This window comes from Ruegeria sp. E5, from assembly GCF_056534105.1.
Map to the genome: position 1 here is coordinate 248,192 of NZ_JBQFPA010000005.1, position 21,982 is coordinate 270,173.

Annotated in this window: 19 protein-coding genes and 1 riboswitch; of the genes, 7 read left to right on the forward strand and 12 right to left on the reverse strand. The window is 55.5% G+C overall.

The window, feature by feature from the left end:
* The first annotated feature begins 46 nt into the window (after positions 1-46).
* Complete coding sequence (locus ACR0BI_RS18340; protein ID WP_480562565.1) at positions 47-928, forward strand: cation diffusion facilitator family transporter; 882 nt, start codon at positions 47-49, stop codon at positions 926-928.
* 159 nt (positions 929-1,087) lie between these two features.
* Complete coding sequence (locus tag ACR0BI_RS18345; RefSeq protein WP_480562564.1) at positions 1,088-1,495, forward strand: hypothetical protein; 408 nt, start codon at positions 1,088-1,090, stop codon at positions 1,493-1,495.
* Positions 1,496-1,566: 71 nt separating this feature from the next.
* Here the strand turns inward: ACR0BI_RS18345 and ACR0BI_RS18350 are convergent, their stop codons facing one another.
* Positions 1,567-1,995 carry a MerR family transcriptional regulator gene (locus ACR0BI_RS18350; RefSeq protein WP_170402534.1) on the reverse strand — a complete coding sequence of 143 codons (429 nt, stop codon included), beginning with the start codon at positions 1,993-1,995 and terminating at the stop codon, positions 1,567-1,569.
* Between the two features lie 319 nt (positions 1,996-2,314).
* Here ACR0BI_RS18350 and ACR0BI_RS18355 point away from each other — a divergent pair, with 319 nt between their 5' ends.
* Entirely contained in the window at positions 2,315-2,614 is a 300-nt protein-coding gene (locus tag ACR0BI_RS18355; protein ID WP_480537045.1) for a hypothetical protein, read from the forward strand.
* Between the two features lie 41 nt (positions 2,615-2,655).
* Here the strand turns inward: ACR0BI_RS18355 and ACR0BI_RS18360 are convergent, their stop codons facing one another.
* The gene (locus ACR0BI_RS18360) at positions 2,656-3,318 is read right to left on the reverse strand and encodes a L,D-transpeptidase (protein ID WP_170611868.1); all 663 of its coding nucleotides are present in this window, start codon (positions 3,316-3,318) and stop codon (positions 2,656-2,658) included.
* Positions 3,319-3,533: 215 nt separating this feature from the next.
* Positions 3,534-3,746: riboswitch (cobalamin riboswitch) on the forward strand.
* A 76-nt stretch (positions 3,747-3,822) separates the two neighbouring features.
* Here ACR0BI_RS18360 and ACR0BI_RS18365 point away from each other — a divergent pair.
* Positions 3,823-4,506, forward strand: coding sequence for an energy-coupling factor ABC transporter permease (locus ACR0BI_RS18365; RefSeq protein ID WP_170392744.1), 684 nt, complete (start codon positions 3,823-3,825; stop codon positions 4,504-4,506).
* A 105-nt stretch (positions 4,507-4,611) separates the two neighbouring features.
* On the opposite strand, the gene ACR0BI_RS18370 is transcribed toward ACR0BI_RS18365, so the two are convergent.
* The 10 genes from ACR0BI_RS18370 to ACR0BI_RS18415 all read right to left on the reverse strand — a co-directional run bounded on the left by ACR0BI_RS18370 (position 4,612) and on the right by ACR0BI_RS18415 (position 17,419).
* The gene (locus ACR0BI_RS18370; RefSeq protein ID WP_480562563.1) at positions 4,612-5,235 is read right to left on the reverse strand and encodes a transglutaminase-like cysteine peptidase; all 624 of its coding nucleotides are present in this window, start codon (positions 5,233-5,235) and stop codon (positions 4,612-4,614) included.
* A 504-nt stretch (positions 5,236-5,739) separates the two neighbouring features.
* Positions 5,740-7,161: an AMP-binding protein gene (locus tag ACR0BI_RS18375; protein WP_480562562.1), complete on the reverse strand. Its 1,422-nt coding sequence runs from the start codon at positions 7,159-7,161 to the stop codon at positions 5,740-5,742.
* Complete coding sequence (locus ACR0BI_RS18380) at positions 7,154-7,999, reverse strand: hypothetical protein (protein WP_480562561.1); 846 nt, start codon at positions 7,997-7,999, stop codon at positions 7,154-7,156. Before ACR0BI_RS18380 ends, ACR0BI_RS18375 begins: the two co-directional genes overlap by 8 nt.
* Positions 7,996-9,327: a hypothetical protein gene (locus ACR0BI_RS18385; protein ID WP_480562560.1), complete on the reverse strand. Its 1,332-nt coding sequence runs from the start codon at positions 9,325-9,327 to the stop codon at positions 7,996-7,998. The genes ACR0BI_RS18380 and ACR0BI_RS18385 overlap by 4 nt, the downstream gene beginning before the upstream one ends.
* Entirely contained in the window at positions 9,324-10,424 is a 1,101-nt protein-coding gene (locus ACR0BI_RS18390; RefSeq protein WP_480562559.1) for a BtaA family protein, read from the reverse strand. The genes ACR0BI_RS18385 and ACR0BI_RS18390 overlap by 4 nt, the downstream gene beginning before the upstream one ends.
* A complete protein-coding gene (locus ACR0BI_RS18395; RefSeq protein WP_170663002.1) occupies positions 10,417-12,873 on the reverse strand; it encodes a PEP/pyruvate-binding domain-containing protein in 2,457 nt (818 codons plus the stop codon). The genes ACR0BI_RS18390 and ACR0BI_RS18395 overlap by 8 nt, the downstream gene beginning before the upstream one ends.
* Positions 12,870-13,781 (reverse strand): UbiA family prenyltransferase, encoded by a 912-nt coding sequence (locus ACR0BI_RS18400; RefSeq protein ID WP_480562558.1) that lies wholly within the window; start codon positions 13,779-13,781, stop codon positions 12,870-12,872. The genes ACR0BI_RS18395 and ACR0BI_RS18400 overlap by 4 nt, the downstream gene beginning before the upstream one ends.
* Positions 13,778-15,016 (reverse strand): hydroxymethylglutaryl-CoA reductase, encoded by a 1,239-nt coding sequence (locus ACR0BI_RS18405; protein WP_480562557.1) that lies wholly within the window; start codon positions 15,014-15,016, stop codon positions 13,778-13,780. Before ACR0BI_RS18405 ends, ACR0BI_RS18400 begins: the two co-directional genes overlap by 4 nt.
* Before the next feature lie 370 nt (positions 15,017-15,386).
* On the reverse strand, positions 15,387-16,754 hold the full coding sequence (locus tag ACR0BI_RS18410; RefSeq protein ID WP_480888638.1) for a sensor histidine kinase: 1,368 nt from the start codon (positions 16,752-16,754) through the stop codon (positions 15,387-15,389).
* On the reverse strand, positions 16,751-17,419 hold the full coding sequence (locus tag ACR0BI_RS18415) for a response regulator transcription factor (RefSeq protein WP_480562556.1): 669 nt from the start codon (positions 17,417-17,419) through the stop codon (positions 16,751-16,753). The genes ACR0BI_RS18410 and ACR0BI_RS18415 overlap by 4 nt, the downstream gene beginning before the upstream one ends.
* Before the next feature lie 139 nt (positions 17,420-17,558).
* On the opposite strand from ACR0BI_RS18415, the gene ACR0BI_RS18420 reads away from it, so the two are divergent.
* The 3 genes from ACR0BI_RS18420 (at position 17,559) to ACR0BI_RS18430 (ending at position 21,938) form a co-directional block, all read left to right on the forward strand.
* Complete coding sequence (locus ACR0BI_RS18420; RefSeq protein ID WP_480562555.1) at positions 17,559-18,647, forward strand: tricarboxylate transporter; 1,089 nt, start codon at positions 17,559-17,561, stop codon at positions 18,645-18,647.
* A gap of 79 nt (positions 18,648-18,726) precedes the next feature.
* On the forward strand, positions 18,727-20,757 hold the full coding sequence (locus ACR0BI_RS18425) for a tripartite tricarboxylate transporter permease (RefSeq protein ID WP_170565303.1): 2,031 nt from the start codon (positions 18,727-18,729) through the stop codon (positions 20,755-20,757).
* A 92-nt stretch (positions 20,758-20,849) separates the two neighbouring features.
* The gene (locus ACR0BI_RS18430; protein WP_480562554.1) at positions 20,850-21,938 is read left to right on the forward strand and encodes a 4-oxalomesaconate tautomerase; all 1,089 of its coding nucleotides are present in this window, start codon (positions 20,850-20,852) and stop codon (positions 21,936-21,938) included.
* Positions 21,939-21,982 lie beyond the last annotated feature (44 nt).

A 21,982-nucleotide genomic window follows, 5' to 3' on the forward strand; every position in this document is an offset into this window, starting at 1 on the left:
CAATCACCCGAGTTTCTGTTCATGATTGACTGAGGGTCGCGGTCAAATGACACAAAAAATCGCTCTTTGGTCTATCCCGATATCCATTGCGGTACTGGCCCTGAAACTGTTGGCTTGGTGGCTGACAGGCTCGGTGGCTTTGTTGTCAGACGCAATGGAATCAACTGTGAATGTGGTCGCGGCTTTGTTGGCGTATTTCGCAGTTCGGGTTGCCAATAAGCCCCCTGACCAAAACCACCCCTTTGGTCATAAAAAAGCGGAGTATCTTTCAGCCGTGGTTGAGGGCGCGCTGATTGTGTTGGCGGCGTTCTTGATCATCAGAGAAGCTGTACTGGCGCTCCCGAACCCGCATCTTGAGGATGCGCCGCTGCTTGGAATTGCCGTCAATATCGTTGCAACGGGTGTGAACGGTGCATGGGCCTACCTCTTGCTTAGGACAGGTAGGCGCGAGGGATCGCCCGCCTTGGAAGCGAGCTCCCGCCACATTTTTACGGATGTTATGACTTCTGTTGGTGTCGTCGCAGGACTGATACTAGCGCTTGTCACCGGCTGGTTGATCCTTGACCCGATCCTGGCAATTCTTATTGCGCTGAACATCTTGTGGGAGGGTTGGAAAGTTATTCGGGCATCCGTCGATGGCCTGATGGATGTGAGCCTGTCGGAACATGACTTGCAGACTGTTTCTAATGCAATCGAAGCAAACCTCGGCGCAGCCTTAGAGTATCATGACCTCAAAGGGCGCAGATCCGCGAATGTTATCTTCGTGGAGTTTCACCTTGTTGTGGATGGCACGATGCCAGTCAGCGCAGCGCACGATATATGCAACGACATAGAGGAAGAACTAGAGTGTCTGTACCCGGGTTCCGTCTTTGTCATTCACCTCGAACCTGATGACGAGCTGAAAGGCGACGGGCTTGATCCCCACTAAACTGCTCATTTGGTTCTGCAAAAAATCTATTGGCTTGACTGATCTGATTAAGACGTTCGGCTTGAAATTCGTCAGACCTAAGCCCGATGTGGGAAAGTCGGGCCGGTAGTAGCCTGTCTCCAATGTCATGAAGCGTGACGATCAAAATTGGAGGTGAAAATGAAAATTCAAAGAAAGCTGGGTCAACTTCTAAGTACCGCGGCGTTGGCTTCGTTGATTGCCGCGACGCCTTATGTGCCAACCTTTGATGACGATGGCCGCCTACATTTTGAACCGTCATATGCCTTTGCCAAAAGCGGCAAAGGGAAAGACGGGGATGATCGTGACGATGACCGGGATGATGATCGTGACGATGACAGGGATGATAACTCGGGGTCGGGTAAGTGCGTTACGCCGACGGAACCAAGGAAGAGATCGAAAACGGGCGGTATGAGAGAAAGAATGCTCAGAACCGAACTGTTGAGGAGCGCGCCGCGACCGGCGCTGACGTTTCAAGGCTTCGGTCCTTGGCGAATGGTAGCAACGGGTCACGGTTCAGCATTTGGTCTCTCGTCGAATCAACTCTAAAAGACTTGTAATTGCTATTGTGACTATAGCTTCAAGGGGCTAATTCCAGTTCGCTACGACGCTGCTCAGGGTTACGCGCCGATTTCTTCGTGATCAGTAAGACATTCGGAATGATCGCGTAGAACTTCGAGAACACGACAATCCGAGGTGTTGCCGCCACAGCTTTCATGCACCATGCGCTCCAGCTCGTTCCGTAACGCTTCCAGCCGTGCCATTCTTTGCTCAATCTGTTTGAGTTGTCGGCGCGCAATACTGTCAGCTTCATGACATGGGCGATCTGGATCGTCGGACAAATCAAGCAGTTCGCGTATTGCCTCAAGCGAAAACCCCAGTTGGCGGGCGTGACGGATAAAAGCCAGACGATCCAGTTCGGTATGGCCATAACGCCGCTGGCCACCTTCGGTGCGCCCCGGTTCCGGCATAAGTCCGATCTGCTCGTAGTAGCGGATCGTCTGAACCTTGGTTCCGGTCTTTTTTCCAAGCGTTCCGATCGTCAGCATCTGGGTCTCCTTACAAAGTTACAGCTTATGTAGGTTCGAGTTGGCGCCGCACAATAGCACCTTCCGGCCGGTGGGCCTGTGACACCCAGCCGCTACCGCATGCGTGGTGACCATGTTTGTTTTCGTGGCCATGGTCGTGGCTATGGGTATCGGATGACATGATTGGACCTCAAGAATCTCTATGGTCCTTTGTAAATAGTTCCTACAGTAACTATAGCTTCAATACCTTTTATATTTTTTTCATCCGGGTTCTTTGCCTGCGATATTGTTAGTTCATTTCGTCTTGCGGGCCGGCCGTGTGGATGCAATCTAATTGCAGATGACGCAAAAAATTTGGAACAGATCAATGCAGAAACGGATCGCCATTACCATCACGTTAGTCTCGATTACGGCTGGTTGCTCAGCCCAGTTCACCGGGGCCAAAAGCAAAGCACTTGAACCAGGCAACGTGCCAGATTCGGTCGTAGCGCTGGCAGGGCCGGCGCAGGATTTGACCACAGCGCGCCTCCTGCCCGAAGACAATTGCTTTTGGTATGAACACAGCGGACCCGTCGAGACGACATTGGTACCATTGCGCGCGACGAATGGCGCTCCGATCTGCATTGCGCGCGACGCCTGATCGAAATGAGGGCAGCGACGTCCATGTACGCTGCCCAATATTCATGAGCGGGCTGTGACGCTATCTTCGGCAGAGTATAGGAAAGCGGTCGAGCCGGTTTTCACGTTTGGGTAGAGGTCATTGATATGAGCCATGATCATTCGCACACATCCAGAACTTGCGCGACCGCCGATGCTTCTTGGCTCAGGCGTGCCGTGAATTCTGAGATATGTGTCTCGGTCTCCAACGTATAGATAAAGGGCACGAGAACCGAGAGCATTATTCGGCCCGGGCTCCATGCCATTCCGGAATTCCGCGTATTCGGGGTTGCGCTCGATCATTGAAGCGGTTGGTGTCCAGTGTGGCCATTCGACCTTTCGGCGGATAACATAGGTGCCGGGCTCGTAAAGGTTCCCGCGCGCGATCGCTACGCCATAGCGCATTGCGGTCCCGCCTTCTTCGATATGGTAGAGATAGCGCGCGACGGCATCCACATGGATGTCACCTGGAACCAAACCATCATTTGCCGCGACGCGTCTTGGTAAAAAACGGTCATGAACACCCCACGGATTTGAGGTCATTGGATCGTAACCAATTGGCGTGACCTGACTGTCCCAATAGGTCTTCTGCGATGCGGTTGGCCAGGTTTTGGCGATCAATGGACTGGCCACAGACGCCGAGAACAGCGCTGTGGTGGATTGAATGAAATGGCGCCTTGTAAGCATAGGTCTCGTCATGGTTCACAAGTTTAACGTATTTGGATCGCACTATCGCGAATTAATCCGAATCTTAAAGCCTCTAGCAGCTAGAGCTTCAAGAGGTTTCAGGTAACGCTTGGTTTACCCTGTCGATCAAGTGACCGGTTGCGTGAATCCTGCTTCGGTCGAGTTTACATTAGAATAGGTCGCAAAGACAATTGACCCAGGCGAAGCCGCCATTGTAGCGGTGATTTGTTTTCGGTTCCTGATGGCTGAAGCCAAAAGGATTAAAAGGGAATACGGTTCGGTGTTTTCAATGGCGCCAATTCCGTAACTGCCCCCGCAACTGTGAACGGAGAGCGATGCCAAGACACCACTGGTTCGTAATGGAACCGGGAAGGTTGGCGGAGCGAGCACCCGCGAGTCAGGAGACCTGCCGTAAAGCACCGGGCTATGCCCAGACTGAACCTGTCGGCCTTACGGTCGATTCAACCTGACAAGCCGCCGGGTGAGGCGGTAGGGAGAAAGAACATGCATATCGAACCGGGCATCGTGAATGGTGCCAAAATCGCGCTTTCCTATGTTACCGCCGCAGGTGCGGCTACTTACGCAGCGAAAGAAACGTTTTCCACATTGCGTGCGAATGGACCTGCATCTTTCGTTATGCGCTCGGTGCTCGCCACCGTTGGGGTTTTCCTTTTCTTCGAAGTCCTGCCGCATTTCCCGGTTGGTGTCTCTGAAGTCCACTTCATCCTGGGGTCGACGTTGTTTCTGCTTCTCGGTGCTGCACCCGCGGCTTTTGGATTGGCAGCTGGTCTCCTGATTCAGGGTGTGTTTTTTGCCCCGTTCGATCTTCCGCAGTACTTCATCAACCTGACCACTCTGCTGGTGCCGCTATTTGCGCTACAAGCACTGGCCAGCCGCATCATCGCACCCGGCACAGCATATGTTGACCTCAAATATGGCCAAGCTCTTGCGCTGAGTGCGACGTATCAGGGAGGAGTAGTCGCATGGGTTGGGTTCTGGGCCTTCTACGGCCAGGGTTTCGGCGCAGAAACCATGGCGTCGGTTCTGTCCTTTGGCGGCGCTTATATGCTGGTAATCGTCATTGAGCCGATTGCTGATCTGGCAGTGCTTGCGGCAGCCAAGGCGATGCGCGGTTTGAACAGTACAGGTCTGGTGACTCCGCGTTTGTACAACGCTGCGAAAGCTTGACCAAAGTTTGAAGCGGTGTCCTAAACTTGGGTTGCCGCGAAACAACCAATAGTCGCAGGACCAAAATTTTATTGTGGCGCGTCTCGAGGGCGCGCCACATTGTTTTTAGCCGCTAGAAACCTGTACCCAACGATCAGGGTGATTTGGGTCCTGTATTCGTAGGAAAAGATACCTCGTTTCCTTCCACGATTTGATCCTGTTGGTGACATTGTCCAGAATCAAATCGCCTTCACTCGAGCGATAAACTAAAACTGCATGGCCACTGCGATTGGTGTCTAAGACAGTTGCAATAAGTAGCTTCGTAGGATCCAGGCCGTTCTGCATTAGTTCAAACTTCTTTTGCAAAGCGAAATCTTCGCAATCCCCTGACCCCTGCATTGGTAGTGTCCAGTATTCCTTTGTCCCGTATTGGTTTTGATCCGAAACGGCGCGGATCCTCCGATTGACGCGCAAGTTAATCGCTTTAACGATCTGTTTCTCCCGCGCTTCTGACAGACCAGAAGTACGAGTATTCGCGCACGCCCACGAATAATCTTTGCAGAGTGATTTGGCACCCGATGGCGCCTGAACCTCTCTATCTAGTTTGATCCAGGGAAGCTCAGAAGCTTGCAATGAAGCGGCGGAGACAAGGTAGCTGCATATGGTACAGGCCAACGATAGATAAACTGGTAACCGTTCCGAGAGTTTTTTTTGAGCGGAAGTAGGTTTTGTCATATCTGCTTTCCCCATGCTCGTTTCTCCTGGGTATCTGAAGCTACCGAGCCAAGAGAACTCTATTTCAATCTTTTATGTTCATCGACGCATTACAACAGCTTATTCAATTTAAAATGCAGAGCAGCAAAGTTCGCGAGCGCGCAGTTTTTAGTCGTGATTGTGTGGGTGAGCTTAATTGAGATTCTTGCAGCGGCATAGAAGAAAACCCGCTAGTAGATCTGGGTTATAAACGCTTGAGGTTTGGGACGGATTTGGATGACGCGTCAAGCTGAACATCTTTGTGCAATGAAATGGGTATCAACCGTTCGCCGGGGCGCACCCTAACAGTGTATCTGCGATAATATGTTTCATGCGGCCAGATGTAACTGGCAATTGCAGATTTCCCCTGACCAAGGTGTGCAGGTTTTGATTGGAAATTCTAAAACAATGACTTCGTCGCTACACTCAGTCCTCTGTTAACGCGCACAGCGACGGGAGCGATGAGTTGGGCAGGTTCAGTGGTCTACGAGACATATTGCGTCAGGTTTCTATGATGCGTGCAAGTTTCGTACGATCGACTTTGGAGGCATGACGCTTGTCCATAGGGATGTTCTTAATCGAAATCACATTTGGAACGCCAAAACCAAGCGCAGATTTAGTCCAATCGTCGATGTGATCCGCGGAACCTTGGACGCAAAGTGTGGGGCCTGCTTTGGTATTGACGAGCGCGCATCGATCTACACCTGGCCATCGCTGTGCCGCGACTTCGATAGCAAAGGGGAAGAGCGTACCTGAAAAGACTTCAATTTCGGACCCGACGCGCCCCCATAACCATAAACGCCCGTCATCATCCAGCGCGCCAGCGTCACCGGTCCGGTGCCATATGACACCACCTTCTTCGATTTTGTTGTTCTTCGAATGGGTCGGGTTCAAATACCCGTCATTCACATGTGCGCCGGCGACCTGAATTTCATTGTCGCGGATGCGGAGCGTGATTTCGGGCACCGGGTATCCCACAAGAAGACCCCTTCCAACAGCCATGTCGCGGTGATCCTTCACCGAGATATCCGCGGCGTCGAGATGGGCAATCGGTTCAGCCTCGGTCGACCCATAAACGCACACAACCGACAGGCTGTGCCGGGTTCTCAACGCCTCGACAAGATTCGGAAACACCGGACCGCCGCCGGTGAACACCGTGTGCAACGGACCGGTATCGTCGGATTGAACCAGTTTTTCACATAGCGATGGTGGGATGAGGGCCCGGGTGATCTGTTGCGTTTGAAGCCAGCTTTCCAACTGCACAGTCGACAGGCGGTCCAGCTTGCTGAACCTCCAGTTGGGTAGAACACTTGTGCGCCCGGCCGCCAGATTGATCAGCGTGAACACCGGAAAGGCCACCAGATCGCGCTCGGCCATACGGCTGTCGAGCAGGTGTGCGATGGCATCGTGCTGCGCCATCAAAAACGCGTGCGAGCGCGGAATGGCTTTGGGCTGGCCGGTTGTCCCAGAGGTAAAGGAAATAAGGGCGATATCGTCCGGTTGTACCTTTTGCGCCACCGGGCTACTGCGGCTTTTACCAGGCGTCAGCAGGGGCAGGGCCCAGAGATCCGGAACCAGAAACTTCAGCAAAGAATACGCACCCGCTGCACAGAACGCTTTTGGCTTCGTTGTTCGGGCGGCGTGGCGCAGACCGGCCAGCCCCAAGGCTGGCTCTGGTAAGACAACGGTTGCGCCAAGGGTCCAAAGCGCAGCCAGACTCGCATATAGGTCCGCGTTGACAGGCATGGCCAACAACACGCGATCACCTGACTGGATACCCTTGTCCTGCCACCGACCTGCCAAGTGCTGAACGCGCGTGTGCAGGGTTTGAAAGATGATCTCGCGGCCCTTGCCGTCCACTATGGCTGTCCGGTCAGGAACCCGTTTAACCGCCGCGGCGAATTGGGACAGCAGGTCAGCCATTCAGCTTCCGTCCAAGCAAAGTATAGCGCCGGAATATTGTCGCGCCTTCCGCTGCACTGCGCTCGGCGGAGGTGTTGTCATCATGGATCAGCGCATGAATGGCGGTTTCGTACCCCATCCTGAGCGCCGCCTTGTGAAACCGGTGAGCCAGATGCCGTCCGGCGCCCGGTTCGAGACTTGCATAGGTCTTGAGGATTGCGGATGCCGGATTGGGGCCTTCGGCATAATTGGGAATGCCAAACAGAAACCCGGCCAATGTCCCGTCATGGCGGCGCGCAAAAAGGATCAGATCGCGCTTCATCATCGGCACAACTGGCATATACATGGCCAGAAAATCTGCCTCGGCAATCGGCTTGTAGAACGCGTTGTTTGAGAACGCACGGGTTGAAAGTTTGAAGACCTGACGAAACAGGGCCTCGGGGTCTGTTCCATCCCATTCTTCCACGACAAAACCATCGGTTTCTGTCGGTGCTGATCCAGCGGCGGTCCGCAGCGACACCCGAGCCGAGAAATAGCGGCTGATCTCGGTGAATCCTGCGGATCGGAACACCTCAAGCTCATGCGGTTTGTTGGTGGGCTCCATCAGGAACGGAGCGGACCCGTCGCTATCCGAGACGAACCGGTAACTGTGCCAGGTATCGCCTGACATCGGCCCGATGATGCGATCCAGGCCTGCGTCTTGCACCCTCTCGATCCCTTTGCGCAGGATTTCGGCACCGGCTTCGGGCGTTTTGCAGGAAAAATCGCCGAAGGTCGCGGCGCGCGCGCCCTCCCAGATCGGACCGTTCAGATAAACGGTCAGCTTTGCATCCGCCGTTCTGATGATCTCATTGGTCATGAAAAAACTCCGGCAAAGAACCCAGCACTTAGCGATCCAGCAACGATCCAAACGTAGTAAAGCAACGGCGGCGCGAGGGCCAACAGCGTCAGCCTGAGCACCCTATCTTTTTCGAACCAATGTGGTCGGAGCAACGGCGCTGCGACTGAACAAGCTAATGAGAGCAGGGCCAGTACCGTCAGCGGCTCGGCCCAGTTCGACTGTTCAGAATTCTGGGAAACAGCCCAAGTTCGAATGAAATAAAGGACAGCCGCAGCAAGTGGTATAACAACAGGAATGGGACGCAGCGCCACAGCAGCGAGGCCCATAGCCAGCCCCATCGCACTGAGCCCAAAAAAGGAAACTGCATCCCATCCCGTTGCATTTCCCACCGCAAGCCAACCAAATCCCAAAAGCCCCAAGGCGGCTATGATATCCAGATCGGGGTACTTACTGTCACTAGGAGAAGCGGTACGCGCCCAGCCATGTGCGGCAAGAACCATGATCGGCAGTACTGTGTTCTGCAGCTTTGCGGCGGCCAGCAGCAAAAAAACCGCGACAACATAGACACGGGTCGCATGTTTGGTCAGGCCCAGTTTGGTTCCCACTACGCCGAAACTGGCAAGGGCGGCAAAGAACATGGCGGCCAACAGCGCGAGCTCTGCCAAAGAGCTGAAATAGTGGCCGTTTAGGAAAATCAACAAGCCAAGCGGCAGGAACAGGTTGTCAAACCCGCGCCAGCTTTGTGCCTCGACTAATGTACCAAAAGCCGCAACCATAAGGCACAACATCATGATGTTAGATGGCGGGAGTTTCGATAAGAACAAAAAGCAGATGATCGCAACCAATAGTGTTACGACAAAAAACACCACTGATCCTTCTAAGCTCTTGTCGCCATCTTCTACCACGTAGCGTTTGGTTCCATACGTGGTCCCGGCAAGCGCAGCGGCTGCATCCGCGAGTGTCAGAACGGCGATTGGCAGTATGTAGAACAGCGTGTTTTCCCCGGCTAGCAGAAAGCAAAGCCCAACTGACAGGGCGAGCAGAAAGTCGCCGTAGGACGTACGATCCACACCATGCAAAGTTGCACCCAGACCCGACGAAAAACGAGGCAGGCGCAGCACCAGCATCACCAGGATTGTGGCCGCAATCAGCATGTAAACCGGCCAGCGATCGGGAAACAACCAGGGCAGCAACAACGCAAAGAGGCCGGTGCTGACATGCATAAGCTTGCGCTGCACTTCGGGTTTCAGGCCCGCTGTATTAGCCAGATTGCGTATAATCATCATTACGCCGACCAGAGCCAGCACCGACCCCGCCGCCAGCAGAATCTGCCCAATAACAGTCACGGTTGAAACTCTTCGACGACGAAATCCGAATAGAAGAATGCCATGTCGCGGGCCTTCTGCTGTGTTTCGATGTCGGTCAGGGTTTCAACCTTGTTTCTGAATTCCGGCGGAACCCTCCGGGGTGCCATCATGTTCCAATAGACTAGTCGGGCATTTGGCTCTGCAGCGGTCAGGATCGACCCGTAAACCTGATGGAAGGTCTCGGGCGACATGTACTCGAAGATGTCGGACAGGTTGAATCCTCTGGCTTTTTCGTCGGTCGACACAAAAGCCTCAAGCGATCCAAGGCGGATGTCGAGACGATCCAACCGGGATCGGATTGTCTCATAATGCTCGGAACGCCACGCCATCGGCAGCGCGTCGCCATGATCGCCTTTGAGAATCCAGTGCAGATAGGGATTTTGCGAGGGATCGGTGGTGACTCCCGCATGACGGATGCGGCGGGCGACATGTTGGGCCGGGCTACCCTCGACATGGTCGAAAAACGCACTGTCCCGGCCCATGCGACCCATGACGAGGCGAGAGAAGAAGATGTTCAGCAAAAGACGCCATCGCACCGTGTTGAACCGTGTGTCGAAGAACGACTGTCGCTCTGCGGGCGAGCGGGGAACAAACACTGCGTCAATCGTTCGGCGTGAATGCACAAGAGGCAGTAACCAAGTTCGAAAGATGCGAAAATAGCGCTCGAACTTGCCGACGCCACCGATGCCGTGTTTTTCGACTTCCGTGATCAGAGTCCGCCAGAGAGCGCGCGTTTCGGCATCTGTGGCTTCCAAAACCTGGTTCAGCAATGCGCCCCGTCGGCTACTTCGCCGCGAGCCGGTGAGTTCAATGAATTCGGGATGGGTCAGCACTTTAAAGGCCGCGATCCTGAGCTTAAGGCAGGCGATCTGGGCCGGTGAAAGATCCAGAACGACAATGCGCGCGGGATCGAGTGTCAGCATTGCCAGCGCATTATCCCCGGCAGAGCAGATGGAGACCAATGTCTTGCCCGCACAATCGCCCAGGGCGGAGGTGAGAACATCCGCGTCTTCCCACAGTTGGGCATAGCGGATATGGTCGAAATCCGCCTTTTTCTCAATCTCACTGCTATCCATCGCACCGCTCCACCGCGCCGCTTGCCCCGTCGACCCGGATCATCTCACCATCTTCGATCCAGTTGGTTGCGCCTTTCAAGCCAACCACGCAGGGGATACCCAGTTCGCGTGCGACAATCGCAGAATGTGACAACAGAGACCCCCGTTCGACGACGATGGCGGATGCGTTCGAGAATACGGCGATCCAGCCCGGATCGGTGTGGCGCGCCACGAGTATATCTCCGGGGTTTAAGGCCTCGGTGCGCGGGTCGCGGATCACGCGCGCGCGCGCCTTGATCTGACCTGCAGAACAACCTGTGCCGTGCTTCATCCGTGCAGTGTCCGCCTCCGCTTCTGCGTTCTCGGACCAAACCGGGGCGATGGCGGGGCCACGGATTTCGATGCGTTCCGGCGGATCTGGGCGTCGGGACGAGGCTTCGTCTTCCAGTTTGCGCTGCGCAACGATGCCTTTCAGATCAGGTGACAGGCTATAACCTTCGACTGCTCCGAGAACTTCATGTGTTGTCAGGAAGAATACATCCTTTGGCGATGAAAGCAGGTCACGGGCAGCGAATTCGCGGCCGATGCCCAGAAACACGCGCCGCGCATAACCAAATATGCGCGTGCGTTCAAAGCGCAGGTTTTCACGGTCGCGCACCCGCGCCTTGGTCCAGCCTAAAATCCATTTGGCGAAGTACCGTTGGAGTGGGTTTGACGGAAACAGAGCCTTCCAGTCCGGTTCATCGCCGTCCTGACGCCCGGAAGGTGGACGTTCAGCGCTGGCTGCAATGGCCAGCAACAGACTGGTCGGGTCATCGCGTAACGGAACGCTTTCCAGCTTGAGCTCTTCCGTACACCGGTCGCCGAACTTCTCAAGATACGCATCAACCTCAGCTTCGATTTGCCGGTGTTCTGACAAAACCAACAGATGTGCATTGGCCTTCAAAGGAGCGGCAAGCCCTGCCTGCCGAACCAACTCTCCCATCCGGGCGATGCGTTGCGCGGGTTCCGCCGAAACGATATCACCTTGCCCGATCATGAGGTCGTTGTGCAGGCTCAACCCGGCCTCGCCCAGCCACTTTTGCAGCAGGTTGCGCGAGCCGCCAAAGGCAATCATGCACAGGAAATCGTTGATCAGCGGGGCATCCCACCGATCCAGCAGAGTGCTTTCAATGCGCCGGTATTCCGCAGCCAGTTGGGTCGCGTTAGAGGCATCCACGTTCAGCCCCGTCTGTAATATGTCGTTCAGCCTGCGGTAAAAATCACGCCGGGTCTGCGGTAGGCGGATGGCCTGCCAGATCAGGCCGCCCGCAACCTTGGCCAGTTTCGCGTACTCCACGACCTTGCGCCAGCCGGTGGTGGGGGGGGGGGCAAGAGCATCCGTGACCTCACGCGGCATCGGTTCAGAAACGCCCATCATCGTTTCCATATAGTCGCGGTTCAGTGAAAACCCGGGCAACAGTGCCAGCGCGCGATACCAGTTGATCAGATTGTAATAGGCGCGCCCGTCCACCCGCCCCAGCAAATTGTCAAACACAGTGGGGTTCAGCGCGACCGTGTACCGGGACACGCCCAGCAGCCTAACGAAAGCTCGATATACCTGAGAATACACGTGCAGGGCAAAGGAATAAGTCAGCGGACTGACGATGCCCGGATAGCTTTCGACGATATTGGAATTGTCGAAAATGGTAAGCGTCTGATCTTCGAGCGGGGCAGGGCGCAGGGCCGTGGTGATCGGGCGGGCCTGCAGAATATGCAGCCCTTGCGCATCAATGGCCCATTCGATGTCCTGAGGAGAACCGAATAGCACCTCGGCCTTTCGGGCGAGGGCTGCGATGGATCGCGCCTCCGTGACGGTCAAATGTGCAGGGGCGTCAGGAGCGCTTTCCGGTACGCCATCTGCATCGATGACCCAGTCTTCTCCGTCCGCTTCCCCCGACACAAGCTGCTCTGCAAGCCCGTCAATCGCTGAGATCACGACCACATCGCGCCGGCCATTGACCGGATCGGCGGAAAAGGCGACACCGGCCGCTTTGGCATCGATCATGCGTTGCACGATGATTGCGGGGGCCTCGGCCTCGCCACCGGATTTGACCGCGCGGTAGGTTTCGACCGTTGATGAGAAACCGGATTGCCAAACCTGCTTGGCCGCCGCGATCACACTCTTGCCGGGAACATTCAGGACCGTTGCGAACTGTCCTGCATGGCTGTGGTCCACGCCATCTTCGGACTGGCCAGAACTGCGTACCGCGTAAGGCCCGGACCCGAGTGTTTCAAGCGCGGTGGACACAGCCAGTCGCAGGCCTTTTTGCGCGATCGGGCCCGATTGCCCCATACGAAACGCGTCATTTGTGATGACAAAGAATGCGGGCGGGGAAAACCCGTGCTGTGTCAGATGCGACAGGGCTGCCGCTTTGCCTCCAACCACAGAGATGTCATTGGCATCCATTTGGTCGACGATGAAAGTCATGCTACGGCTCCGATCAGGTAGGGTAGGAAACCAGCCGTGGCATAGCAGAAAAATACCCACAGACCGGAAACAGTGTCCATCCTGTTCTGTGCTTTCTCAGTGGGTGTCTGACCGTAGTGGAATACAGCAACCCCGCAGGGAACCAGCGCTAGTGCGCCGATCAGGGCGCTTGGCCAGCCAACTCCGGTGGCGCGTCCTGTGCCGACGAGAAGCGCGTAGGATAGCAGAACGCAGCCGATCCAGATAAGTCCTGCTAGGCGCTGACCCCATAGGGAGGAATAGGTGTCGACCCCTTCAATCTCGTTTTCGGGCGCCCACAATTTCCGCCCGATCTCAAGGACGCAGCCATTCACAAAGGACAACGCCAGGAACAGCCATAGTGAGGGTGCCGCGCCGCCTGCCGGCAGCCATTCGAGGCCAGTCAGCAATAGATCGATCAAGGGCATGATTGCCATATGGCTGAGCAGGTACAGAACCGGCCGGGCCTTCAGCCAGGCCGGGACACCGAATTCAATTGTCATCGCAGCGAGCCAGATCCAAACCGCGCCCAACAGCCACAAAACCGACGGGTGCCAGAACCAGGCAGCCGCAAGTGCAATTGGAATGGTCAGTAAGCCCAAGCTCAAAACTTCGCCTGGTGAGACCAATCCGCGTGGGATCGGCCTGTCGGGCCGGTAACGTCGGTCATCCTCGGCGTCCTTGAACTCGTCACAGACCCGCATCTGGAAGAACAGCGCCATGGCCAGCACAAAACCGGCGGCAAAGGCAGGCCACTCGGGCAAGGGGCGGTCTGCCAGACGGGCAGACACACAAATGCTGGCCGAGGAAAACACCAGCAGCAGGGGGACGGTTTTCTTAAGCGGAAAGCGCTCGGATTGGTAAATCCAAAATCGGTTCTGAAAGCTCATCTGTGGCGGGCCAGACTTTCATGGGCGCGGGTGAAATGACCGGCAGCAATCGCGGCGACAATGGAGATTTCGCCGCATAAGCACGTGGCCGCAGCAACTTCGGCCAAAGCCGTGCCACACCCGCTGCCCCGTAGACCGAGTATGTTCAGCGCTGCTGCCTGGCTTGGCAAACCGGTTCCGCCGCCGACCGAGCCGACAAGGATATTCGGAAGCGTAACCGAGCAGAATAGATCGCCGCCCCTAGGTTCCATACGCGTGACGCCCATTGCACTTTCGGCAACGCAGGCCGCGTCCTGTCCGGTTGCGATATAGAACGCAGCCAGCCCGTTGGCATAATGCGCCTGTGCGCCAAACTGGCCAGACAAATGTGCGCCCAGATTGGCGACACGGCCATAGTCCAGCATCGCCTCGACCGTCGTTCCCAGTGTCTTTTCGACAATCTCAGCCGGAAGCGTAACCGAGGCGCTGACTTTCCGCCCGCGCCCCGTCACCAACCCCAGCGCCGAGGCCTTTTTGTCGCCCGAGAAATTACCTTCGACATACCAGTTCTCAATCGCAACAGGACAGCTATCCGCGATTGCGTGGCAAAGGGCGTCGGTGGCGATGGTCACCATGTTCTGACCTGCAGCATCACCAGTGGTATAGCGGCAAATCAGGAAAACGACGTTGGTGTCAATGAATGGCTCCAGCGATACAAGCTTGCCATGACGGGTCGTCGCTTCGGCCGCAGATTTGAGCCTGTCAACATTGGTCACCACCCAATCCACAAATTGCCCCGCTCTTAGCAGGCTATCGAACACAAAGGCCGGGGTCCGCAGCACGCCTTCGTATAAAACAGCGGTACTGATACCGCCCGACCGAGTGGCGGCGTAGGCGCCCCGGGCATAAGATGCGACCAGCGCTGCCTCGGTTGTTGCGAGGGGGACATGAAAGTCGCCGTTGGCGTTCATTCCGTTCAGGCGTAAGGGGCCAATAACCCCGACTGGAAGCTTAACCGTCCCGATGAAATTCTCGATATTGGCGCCATAGGTTTCGGCATCTTCGATAGCCGCCAAATCTGCAATTTGTGCCTGATCCTTGTCGCTGGCCGTTGGTTTCAACTTTTCCCAGAATCGTGCGACCATCTCCTTGGTCGGCTTGCGAGATGGGCGTAAGGTTGAAAACTCTGCATCGCTTGGCGCCATCTGCTGAGGTATCTGGTCAGCATCAAATCGTGCTTTTATGCGTTGAAGCATTTCCCGGACATGAAACGGAATTACCAATAGCGCGCTCCAATAGATTTTCTGTGCAACGCTGTTGCAATCAAAAACCGCTGCGAGGCAAGTTATCAGTCGTTTGATCGAAATCCAGTCAAATGTTCATCGATCAAGTGTTTGATCCTAAAGGGTCTCGCATTTGTCGCAGTTGAAATTACCGGTAGGCCTGAGGACGATGATCTTGGCACGACACGCATCGCCAATGCGGGCCCCCAACTCACGCGGGGCCGGCACGTTTAGTGAACATCTCAGTCGCAGCAAAAAGGACGCGGAAAACCTACATTCGCAGCAATTTTAAATAATGTATTTCAATCCTGATAGGGGCCGGATTTGTCAAAAACGAAACAATTCAAAGAATTATCGGAAGCTCAAGCGTAACGCTCGCTCCTCTTTCGACCTGGTTGATTAAGACTGATCCGTCGTGGCGCTGCGCCACCGCAGAGACGATTGACAAACCCAGACCACTGCCTTCGGAATATTCCAACTGGGAGAACCGACTAAATGCAGCTTCGCTTTGGTCGGGCGAAAGGCCAGCGCCGTCATCAGCGACAGTAAGCCTAACGTTTCCGCCGTCAGAACGCAGCACGACTGAAATGCGGCTCAGTTTAGCGCCACCGTGCTTAACAGCATTGTCTAACAGGTTCTTTAGAGCTTCAGTTAGAAACACCTGATCACCTGATACTGTGACCGCCGTCTCTGGCATCGTGACATCAAACTCGATGCCTTTTGCAAGAATGTGAACTCCCATTTCTGCGCAGGCTTCTTCGACAACCGAGCGGAAATCAATTTCAACCATTTGATCTTGGTGCGTCGGTTGCCTGAGCCGTTCAAGTGATAGCAGTTGTTCAGCGACTGTTGCTGAGTTCTTTGCCGCTGCAACAAGCTCGATGATGCGCTTATCTCGGTCTTTATCGGTTTTCGCATCTCGAAGCGCTTCGGCCATCGACTGAACGGCGGCCGCCGGGTTCCGTAGCTGATGTGCGGCTTCGGATATGAACACCTGATGGGCATTGATACTTTTTTCCACCTGTCCAAAGAGTCGGTTCAAGGTTTTGACGACACCTTGAACTTCGGCCGGTACAGGGCGTTTTATCTCACTCAGGTCATCTGGGGAGCGCAGGTCGATTGCGTCCTGTAAATCCAGGAGGGGCCGCAGGCCGCGAGCAACTCCGAACCATACCACAAATGCCAGAGTGGCAAGTAGGATTCCCATGAGAATTCCTGCGCGGATTGACAGCTCATTTGCAAACGCGTTGCGATCCGCCATACGTTGCCAAACTGTGACCGTCGCATCTCCTATCAAATTTTCTATGGTCACACGTTCTGTCAGCTTAAGAACTCGCACCGGCTCGTCGCGATAGAGTGCTTCGAAAAACTGCGGCCTGTTCGCCTCTTGTGTAGACGGGTTCGCGGGTGCCGGAGGGTATGCATAGCCAGTCACGTAGATGCCACCCGGGCCCGTAACATGATAAAAGATCTCTCCGCCCGACGCGTCGCGGATCAAGCTGCGCGTGGTGGGCGAAAGTGCGTCACCTCCTGAAATCGCGACATCTCGTGAAATTGCAAGACCGGCAGATAGCAGGCTGTCGTCAAACAGCTCCTGAGCCGTTTCCTGGGCAATCATAAAGCGCCAAAGCCCAAGAAGGATCGCAAGCAACACCAAGGGTGTCAGGATAAGAATGAAGAGTCGTAGCCTGAGGGAGCCGTGCCTGATCACTTCTGCACCTCAAGAATGTATCCCAGACCGCGCGCTGTCTTGATCTTAATGCCGAGATTCTGAAGGCGTTTTCGTAACCGCGACACATGAGGTTCAACAGCTGAGTCATCGACATCGGCCCCAACGCCATAGACATAATCTGTGAGTTGGCTTTTAGGAACAATTCTGCCCCGACGCTCCAACAGGCATTCAAGCACCGCTATTTCCCGCCGTGGTATATCAATGACTTCGCCCTGAACACTAACCTGACGCGATGCGCGGTCGAATTCGAGGCTACCGATGCTCTCCCGCGCTCCGTAGTCAAGCTCTTTGCGCCGAGAAAGTGCTCGGACGCGTGCTTCTAACTCGTCCATTTCGAAGGGTTTGACCAGATAGTCATCTGCGCCCATATCCAAACCGGTCACCCGGTCGCTTGTTTCGGTGCGCGCTGTTAGCAGGATCACGGGCGCACTGTCACCACGTTCGCGAAGCGACCTCAGGATGTCCAACCCTGACCGGCCGGGTAGGTTGATATCCAAAACGATCAAATCCGCGCCTTCTTGTTGAAGGTAAAGGTCAGCCGCATCTCCGTCAGTCAGTATATCTGCCGCATGACCTCGGTCACGAAGGCGATAAGCAATGGCATTGGCGAGTGGCTCATTGTCCTCGACTATGACGATCCGCATTAGGTCTCCTGCAAGTTTCGCGCAAGGTTGGCGCTCCATGATTGCCAGATGGGAGGGGGAATCAACCCCACAGTTCTATTTGCGATCACGGTAGCGCCGGGGGCGATGACGTGATTGTCTGGTCAACAGGGAGGAACCAATGACCATTTCCAACTTCACCCGTCGCGCCGTCGTGGGGCTGATCGCCGCCGCCGGTATCGCTGCACCTGCCGCTGCCGAGGTTGATTTCTCGGGCAAGACCATCGAATGGGTCATCCCGTTCTCGGAAACGGGTGGTTCGGCGAAATGGGCCAACTTCTTTGCGCCGCTTCTGTCCGAAGCTCTTCCGGGTCAACCGACCGTGGTCGTGAAATTCATGCCGGGTGCTGGTTCGACCAAAGGCGCAAACTGGTTCCAGGAACAAAGCCACGATGATGGAACCTTGTTGTTCGGCACTTCCGGTTCAACTCAATTCCCTTATCTGCTGAGCGATCCGCGCGTGCGTTATGAATACAACGACTGGATCCCGGTTATGGCGTCCGGGACGGGTGGTGTCGCCTATCTGAACGCAGAAGATGGTGCCAAGTTTGATGGCTCCGCAAATGCGTTGAAAGACACGAACTTCATCTACGGCTCGCAGGGCGCAACGCGTCTGGATCTCGTGCCGCTGTTGGCATGGCAAATGCTGGGTATGAACGTTGAGCCAGTCTTTGGCATCAAAGGCCGTGGCGATGGTCGTCTGATGTTCGAACGTGGCGAAGCTAACATCGACTATCAGACCTCATCCGGCTATTTGGGTGGATCCGCCCCGCTGGTTGAGGCCGGTCAGGCTGTGCCGATGATGACCTGGGGGGCGCTGGATGCCGATGGAAACATCGTCCGCGACCCGACCTTCCCTGATATTCCAACCTTCAAAGAGGTTTGCGAGGAAACGGATGGCTGTGAAACCAGTGGCGAGGCGTGGGACGCTTGGAAAGCGTTCTTTGTCGCGGGTTTCCCGGTTCAGAAGTTGGCTTTTCTGCCTGGTGATACACCACAGGAAGTGGTCGATGCCTACACCGCAGCGTTTCAGGCTGTGACCGAGCGCGGCGACTTTGCTGATATTTCGTCCAAACGCGTCGGTAAGTACCCGGTATTTGTGGGCGACGGTTCCAAGGCGGCGCTGCAAACCGCGACAAACGTCGACGACAATGCCAAAGGCTACGTTCTGAACTGGCTCAAAGAAGCCTACGGTGTCGAGCTGAACTAAGCCCACACACCACAGCGCGCACCCCAATGTCGGGTGCGCGCTTTTTTAAACACAAGACAGTATATGAAAGGCGGCCGCTATGGAGGTTTTCGCCACCGCTCTTCCTGCGCTCAATGATGCGTGGGGTTTGATCCTGCAACCTATCGTACTGGGATATCTTGTTCTCGGTGTCGTTATGGGACTGGCCGTAGGTGTTTTCCCGGGACTTGGCGGTATTGCCGGTTTGTCCCTGTTGCTGCCTTTCATGTTCGGGATGGACCCAATCCTTGGTTTGGCGCTGATGATCGGGATGGTCGCCGTTGTTCCGACCTCTGACACCTTTGCTTCTGTTCTTATGGGGATCCCCGGCAGCTCCGCCTCTCAGGCAACTGTCCTGGACGGCTTCCCAATGGCGAAGAAGGGTGAGGCCGCGCGGGCATTGTCTGCCGCGTTCGCTTCATCGCTGTTTGGCGGTTTGGTCGGCGCAACCTTCCTAACAATGTTCATTCTGGTCGCGCGGCCCATCGTTCTGGCGTTTGGTCTACCAGAGATGCTGATGATCACCATCCTCGGCCTTTCCATGGTTGCCATTCTGGCTGGGCGCATCCCCTTAAAGGGCGTCGCAGCTGCTGGGCTTGGGTTGATGGTTGGCACAATTGGTGAGGCGGACGCTGGCGGTTCGCTCCGTATGGCAACCTATGACATTCCGTATCTGACAGATGGTTTGAAGCTGGTCATCGTTGGATTGGGCATCTTTGCCGTTCCCGAAATCGTCTCGCTGCTGCGGCAGGATCGATCGATTGCCAAAGGGGCTTCGCTGGGGGCGGGTTGGCTGGACGGCGTCAAAGACTGGGCCGCGAATATCTGGCTGTCTGTTCGCTGCTCGATCATCGGGGTGGTCGTTGGCGTCATTCCCGGCCTAGGCGGTTCGGTCGTCGACTGGATCGCTTACGGCCATTCGGTTCAATCGACCAAAGATAAAAGCAACTTCGGCAAGGGCGAAGTGCGTGGCGTCATCGGGCCGGAAAGCTCAAACAACGCCAAGGAAGGCGGCGGGCTGGTGCCTACGCTACTGTTCGGCATTCCCGGCTCGGGCTCGATGGCGATCTTCATCGGTGCAGTGGCTCTGTTGGGATCTGGTGACATCGAGGTCGGTCCGAGCATGCTCAAGGACAATCTCGACATCACCTATTCGATCGTTTGGCTTTTGGCGCTTGCCAACGTCGTGGGCACCATCCTGTGCATCGCGGCTTCCGGAGGCATCGCCAAGCTGACAACGATCCGCTTCACCTATCTGGCACCTTTCCTGTTCATGCTGATCAGCTTTGCAGCCTTCCAGTCCGGTCAGAACTTCGAAGACCTTCTGGCGCTGTTTGTGATCGGCCTGATCGGGATCTTCCTGCGCCGGTTCGATTGGTCGCGCCCGGCCTTTCTTATTGGGTTCGTGCTGTCGAACCCGGTTGAGAAGTTTACCAATCAGGCATTCCAGATTGCCTCATTCCGGTTCCGCAAAAGCTTTGGTGAGGGCATGGAGTATGTCTTCAGCCCGATCGTGATTGTTCTGATCTTGGTCACCGTGGCTTCGGTCATTTTAGGAATTCGGCAGGCTAAGATGATCATGGCCGAAGGTGAAGTCCAGTCTGGCAGCAAGCGCGCGCCGTTGATCTTCCTGCTGGTGATCATGGCCTACCTAATCGCGGCATTGATCAACGCCAACATGATCCCAGACTACAACATGACCGACAAGATCATCCCGTTGGTGATCGGCAGTGTGTCCTTGTTCTGCTGCGTGATCCTGCTGATCCAGATGATGCGGAGACCCGAGGGTGATGCAATCTTTGCCGATAAGGAAATTGCCGGTGAAGATGCGAGCGCTCCGCATGGGCTTTGGTCGACGTTGGCGTGGTTTGCAGGTCTTATCGCGGCAACGTGGGTTGTTGGTTTCATCCTAGCCCTGATCGGGTTTCTGATTGCCTTCTTCCGCATTCGAGCCGGTTCAAGCTGGCAGATGACGCTGATCCTGACAGCCTGCGGCATCGGTTTCATGTGCGTCATGGCAGGCGCTCTGAACCGGGATTTCCCACCGGGACTGTTGCAAGACATGGTGAGCCTGCCATGGCCACTGAAATGAATGCTCCACTGAGGTCCGGCCTGCGAAGCAGGCAGGTCGGACAAAGCTGAAAACACAACAGTTTTTGACGGTTTGTAGAGGAGGGGTTCGAGATGACCCAGACAGCAATCCCGTATATTTTCATGCGTGGCGGCACTTCGCGGGGGCCCTATTTTCGTCGCTCTGACCTGCCCGCGGATATGGACACGTTGGCTGATGTGCTGGTCGCTGCCCTAGGGGCCGGGCAGGCGTTTAACATTGACGGAATCGGTGGCGGTACTGCTGTGACGACCAAGGTAGCCATGTTATCTGTCAGCGATGATGAATGGGCCGATATCGATTATTTCTTCGCGCAGGTTTCGGTTGAGGAAAAGCTGGTCGACTTCAAGCCAACTTGCGGAAACATTCTTTCCGGCGTCGCTCCGGCCGCAATTGAAATGGGTTTGTTTCAGCCTCAAGGCGATGAGACCGTGGTCCGGATACGCGCAGTTAATACGGGTGCGCGAGTGGTTGCCAAAGTGCAGACCCCGGGTGGTGAACTGGCCTATGAGGGCGATGCCGAGATTGCCGGAGTTCCCGGGCAATCTGCACCGGTACAACTGAGTTTTATGGGAGTTGTGGGTTCGGCAACGGGTGCATTTCTGCCCACCGGAAATCTGCGCGATACGGTGCAAGGGGTCGAACTGACCTGTATGGATGTCGCGATGCCTATGGCTATGGCCCGCGCCACCGATTTTGGACTAACTGGGTATGAAAGTGCAGAAGAACTGGACGCCAACCGCTCTTTCTTTGCCCGGATGGAGGCAGTTCGGATCGAAGCCGGGGAACTGATGGGTATGGGGGATGTATCGAAATCGGTAACCCCCAAATTCGGGCTGTTGGCACCAGCCAAAGAGGGCGGAACCCTTGCAGTTCGGTATTTCATGCCATGGAAAACTCACCCGACAATGGCCGTTACGGGTGCGCAGTGCATGGCGTCTTGTGCTTTGACGCCCGGAACCGTCGCTGATGGGTTGTTGGACCGACCTAAGGCAAGCCCGGCTGAAGTTGTGCTGGAACACGCTTCTGGGAAGATTGATGTGCTGGTGGACTTCTCGAATGACGGGGACTTCAACGTAAACTCTGCTGGTCTGGTGCGGACTGCGCGAAAGCTTGCAGATGGGCATGTTTACATACCCGGATCTGTGTGGAGCGGCAGTTGAAACTGGGATCTCCGTTATGTATACTAAGGTATACAATATGAAGG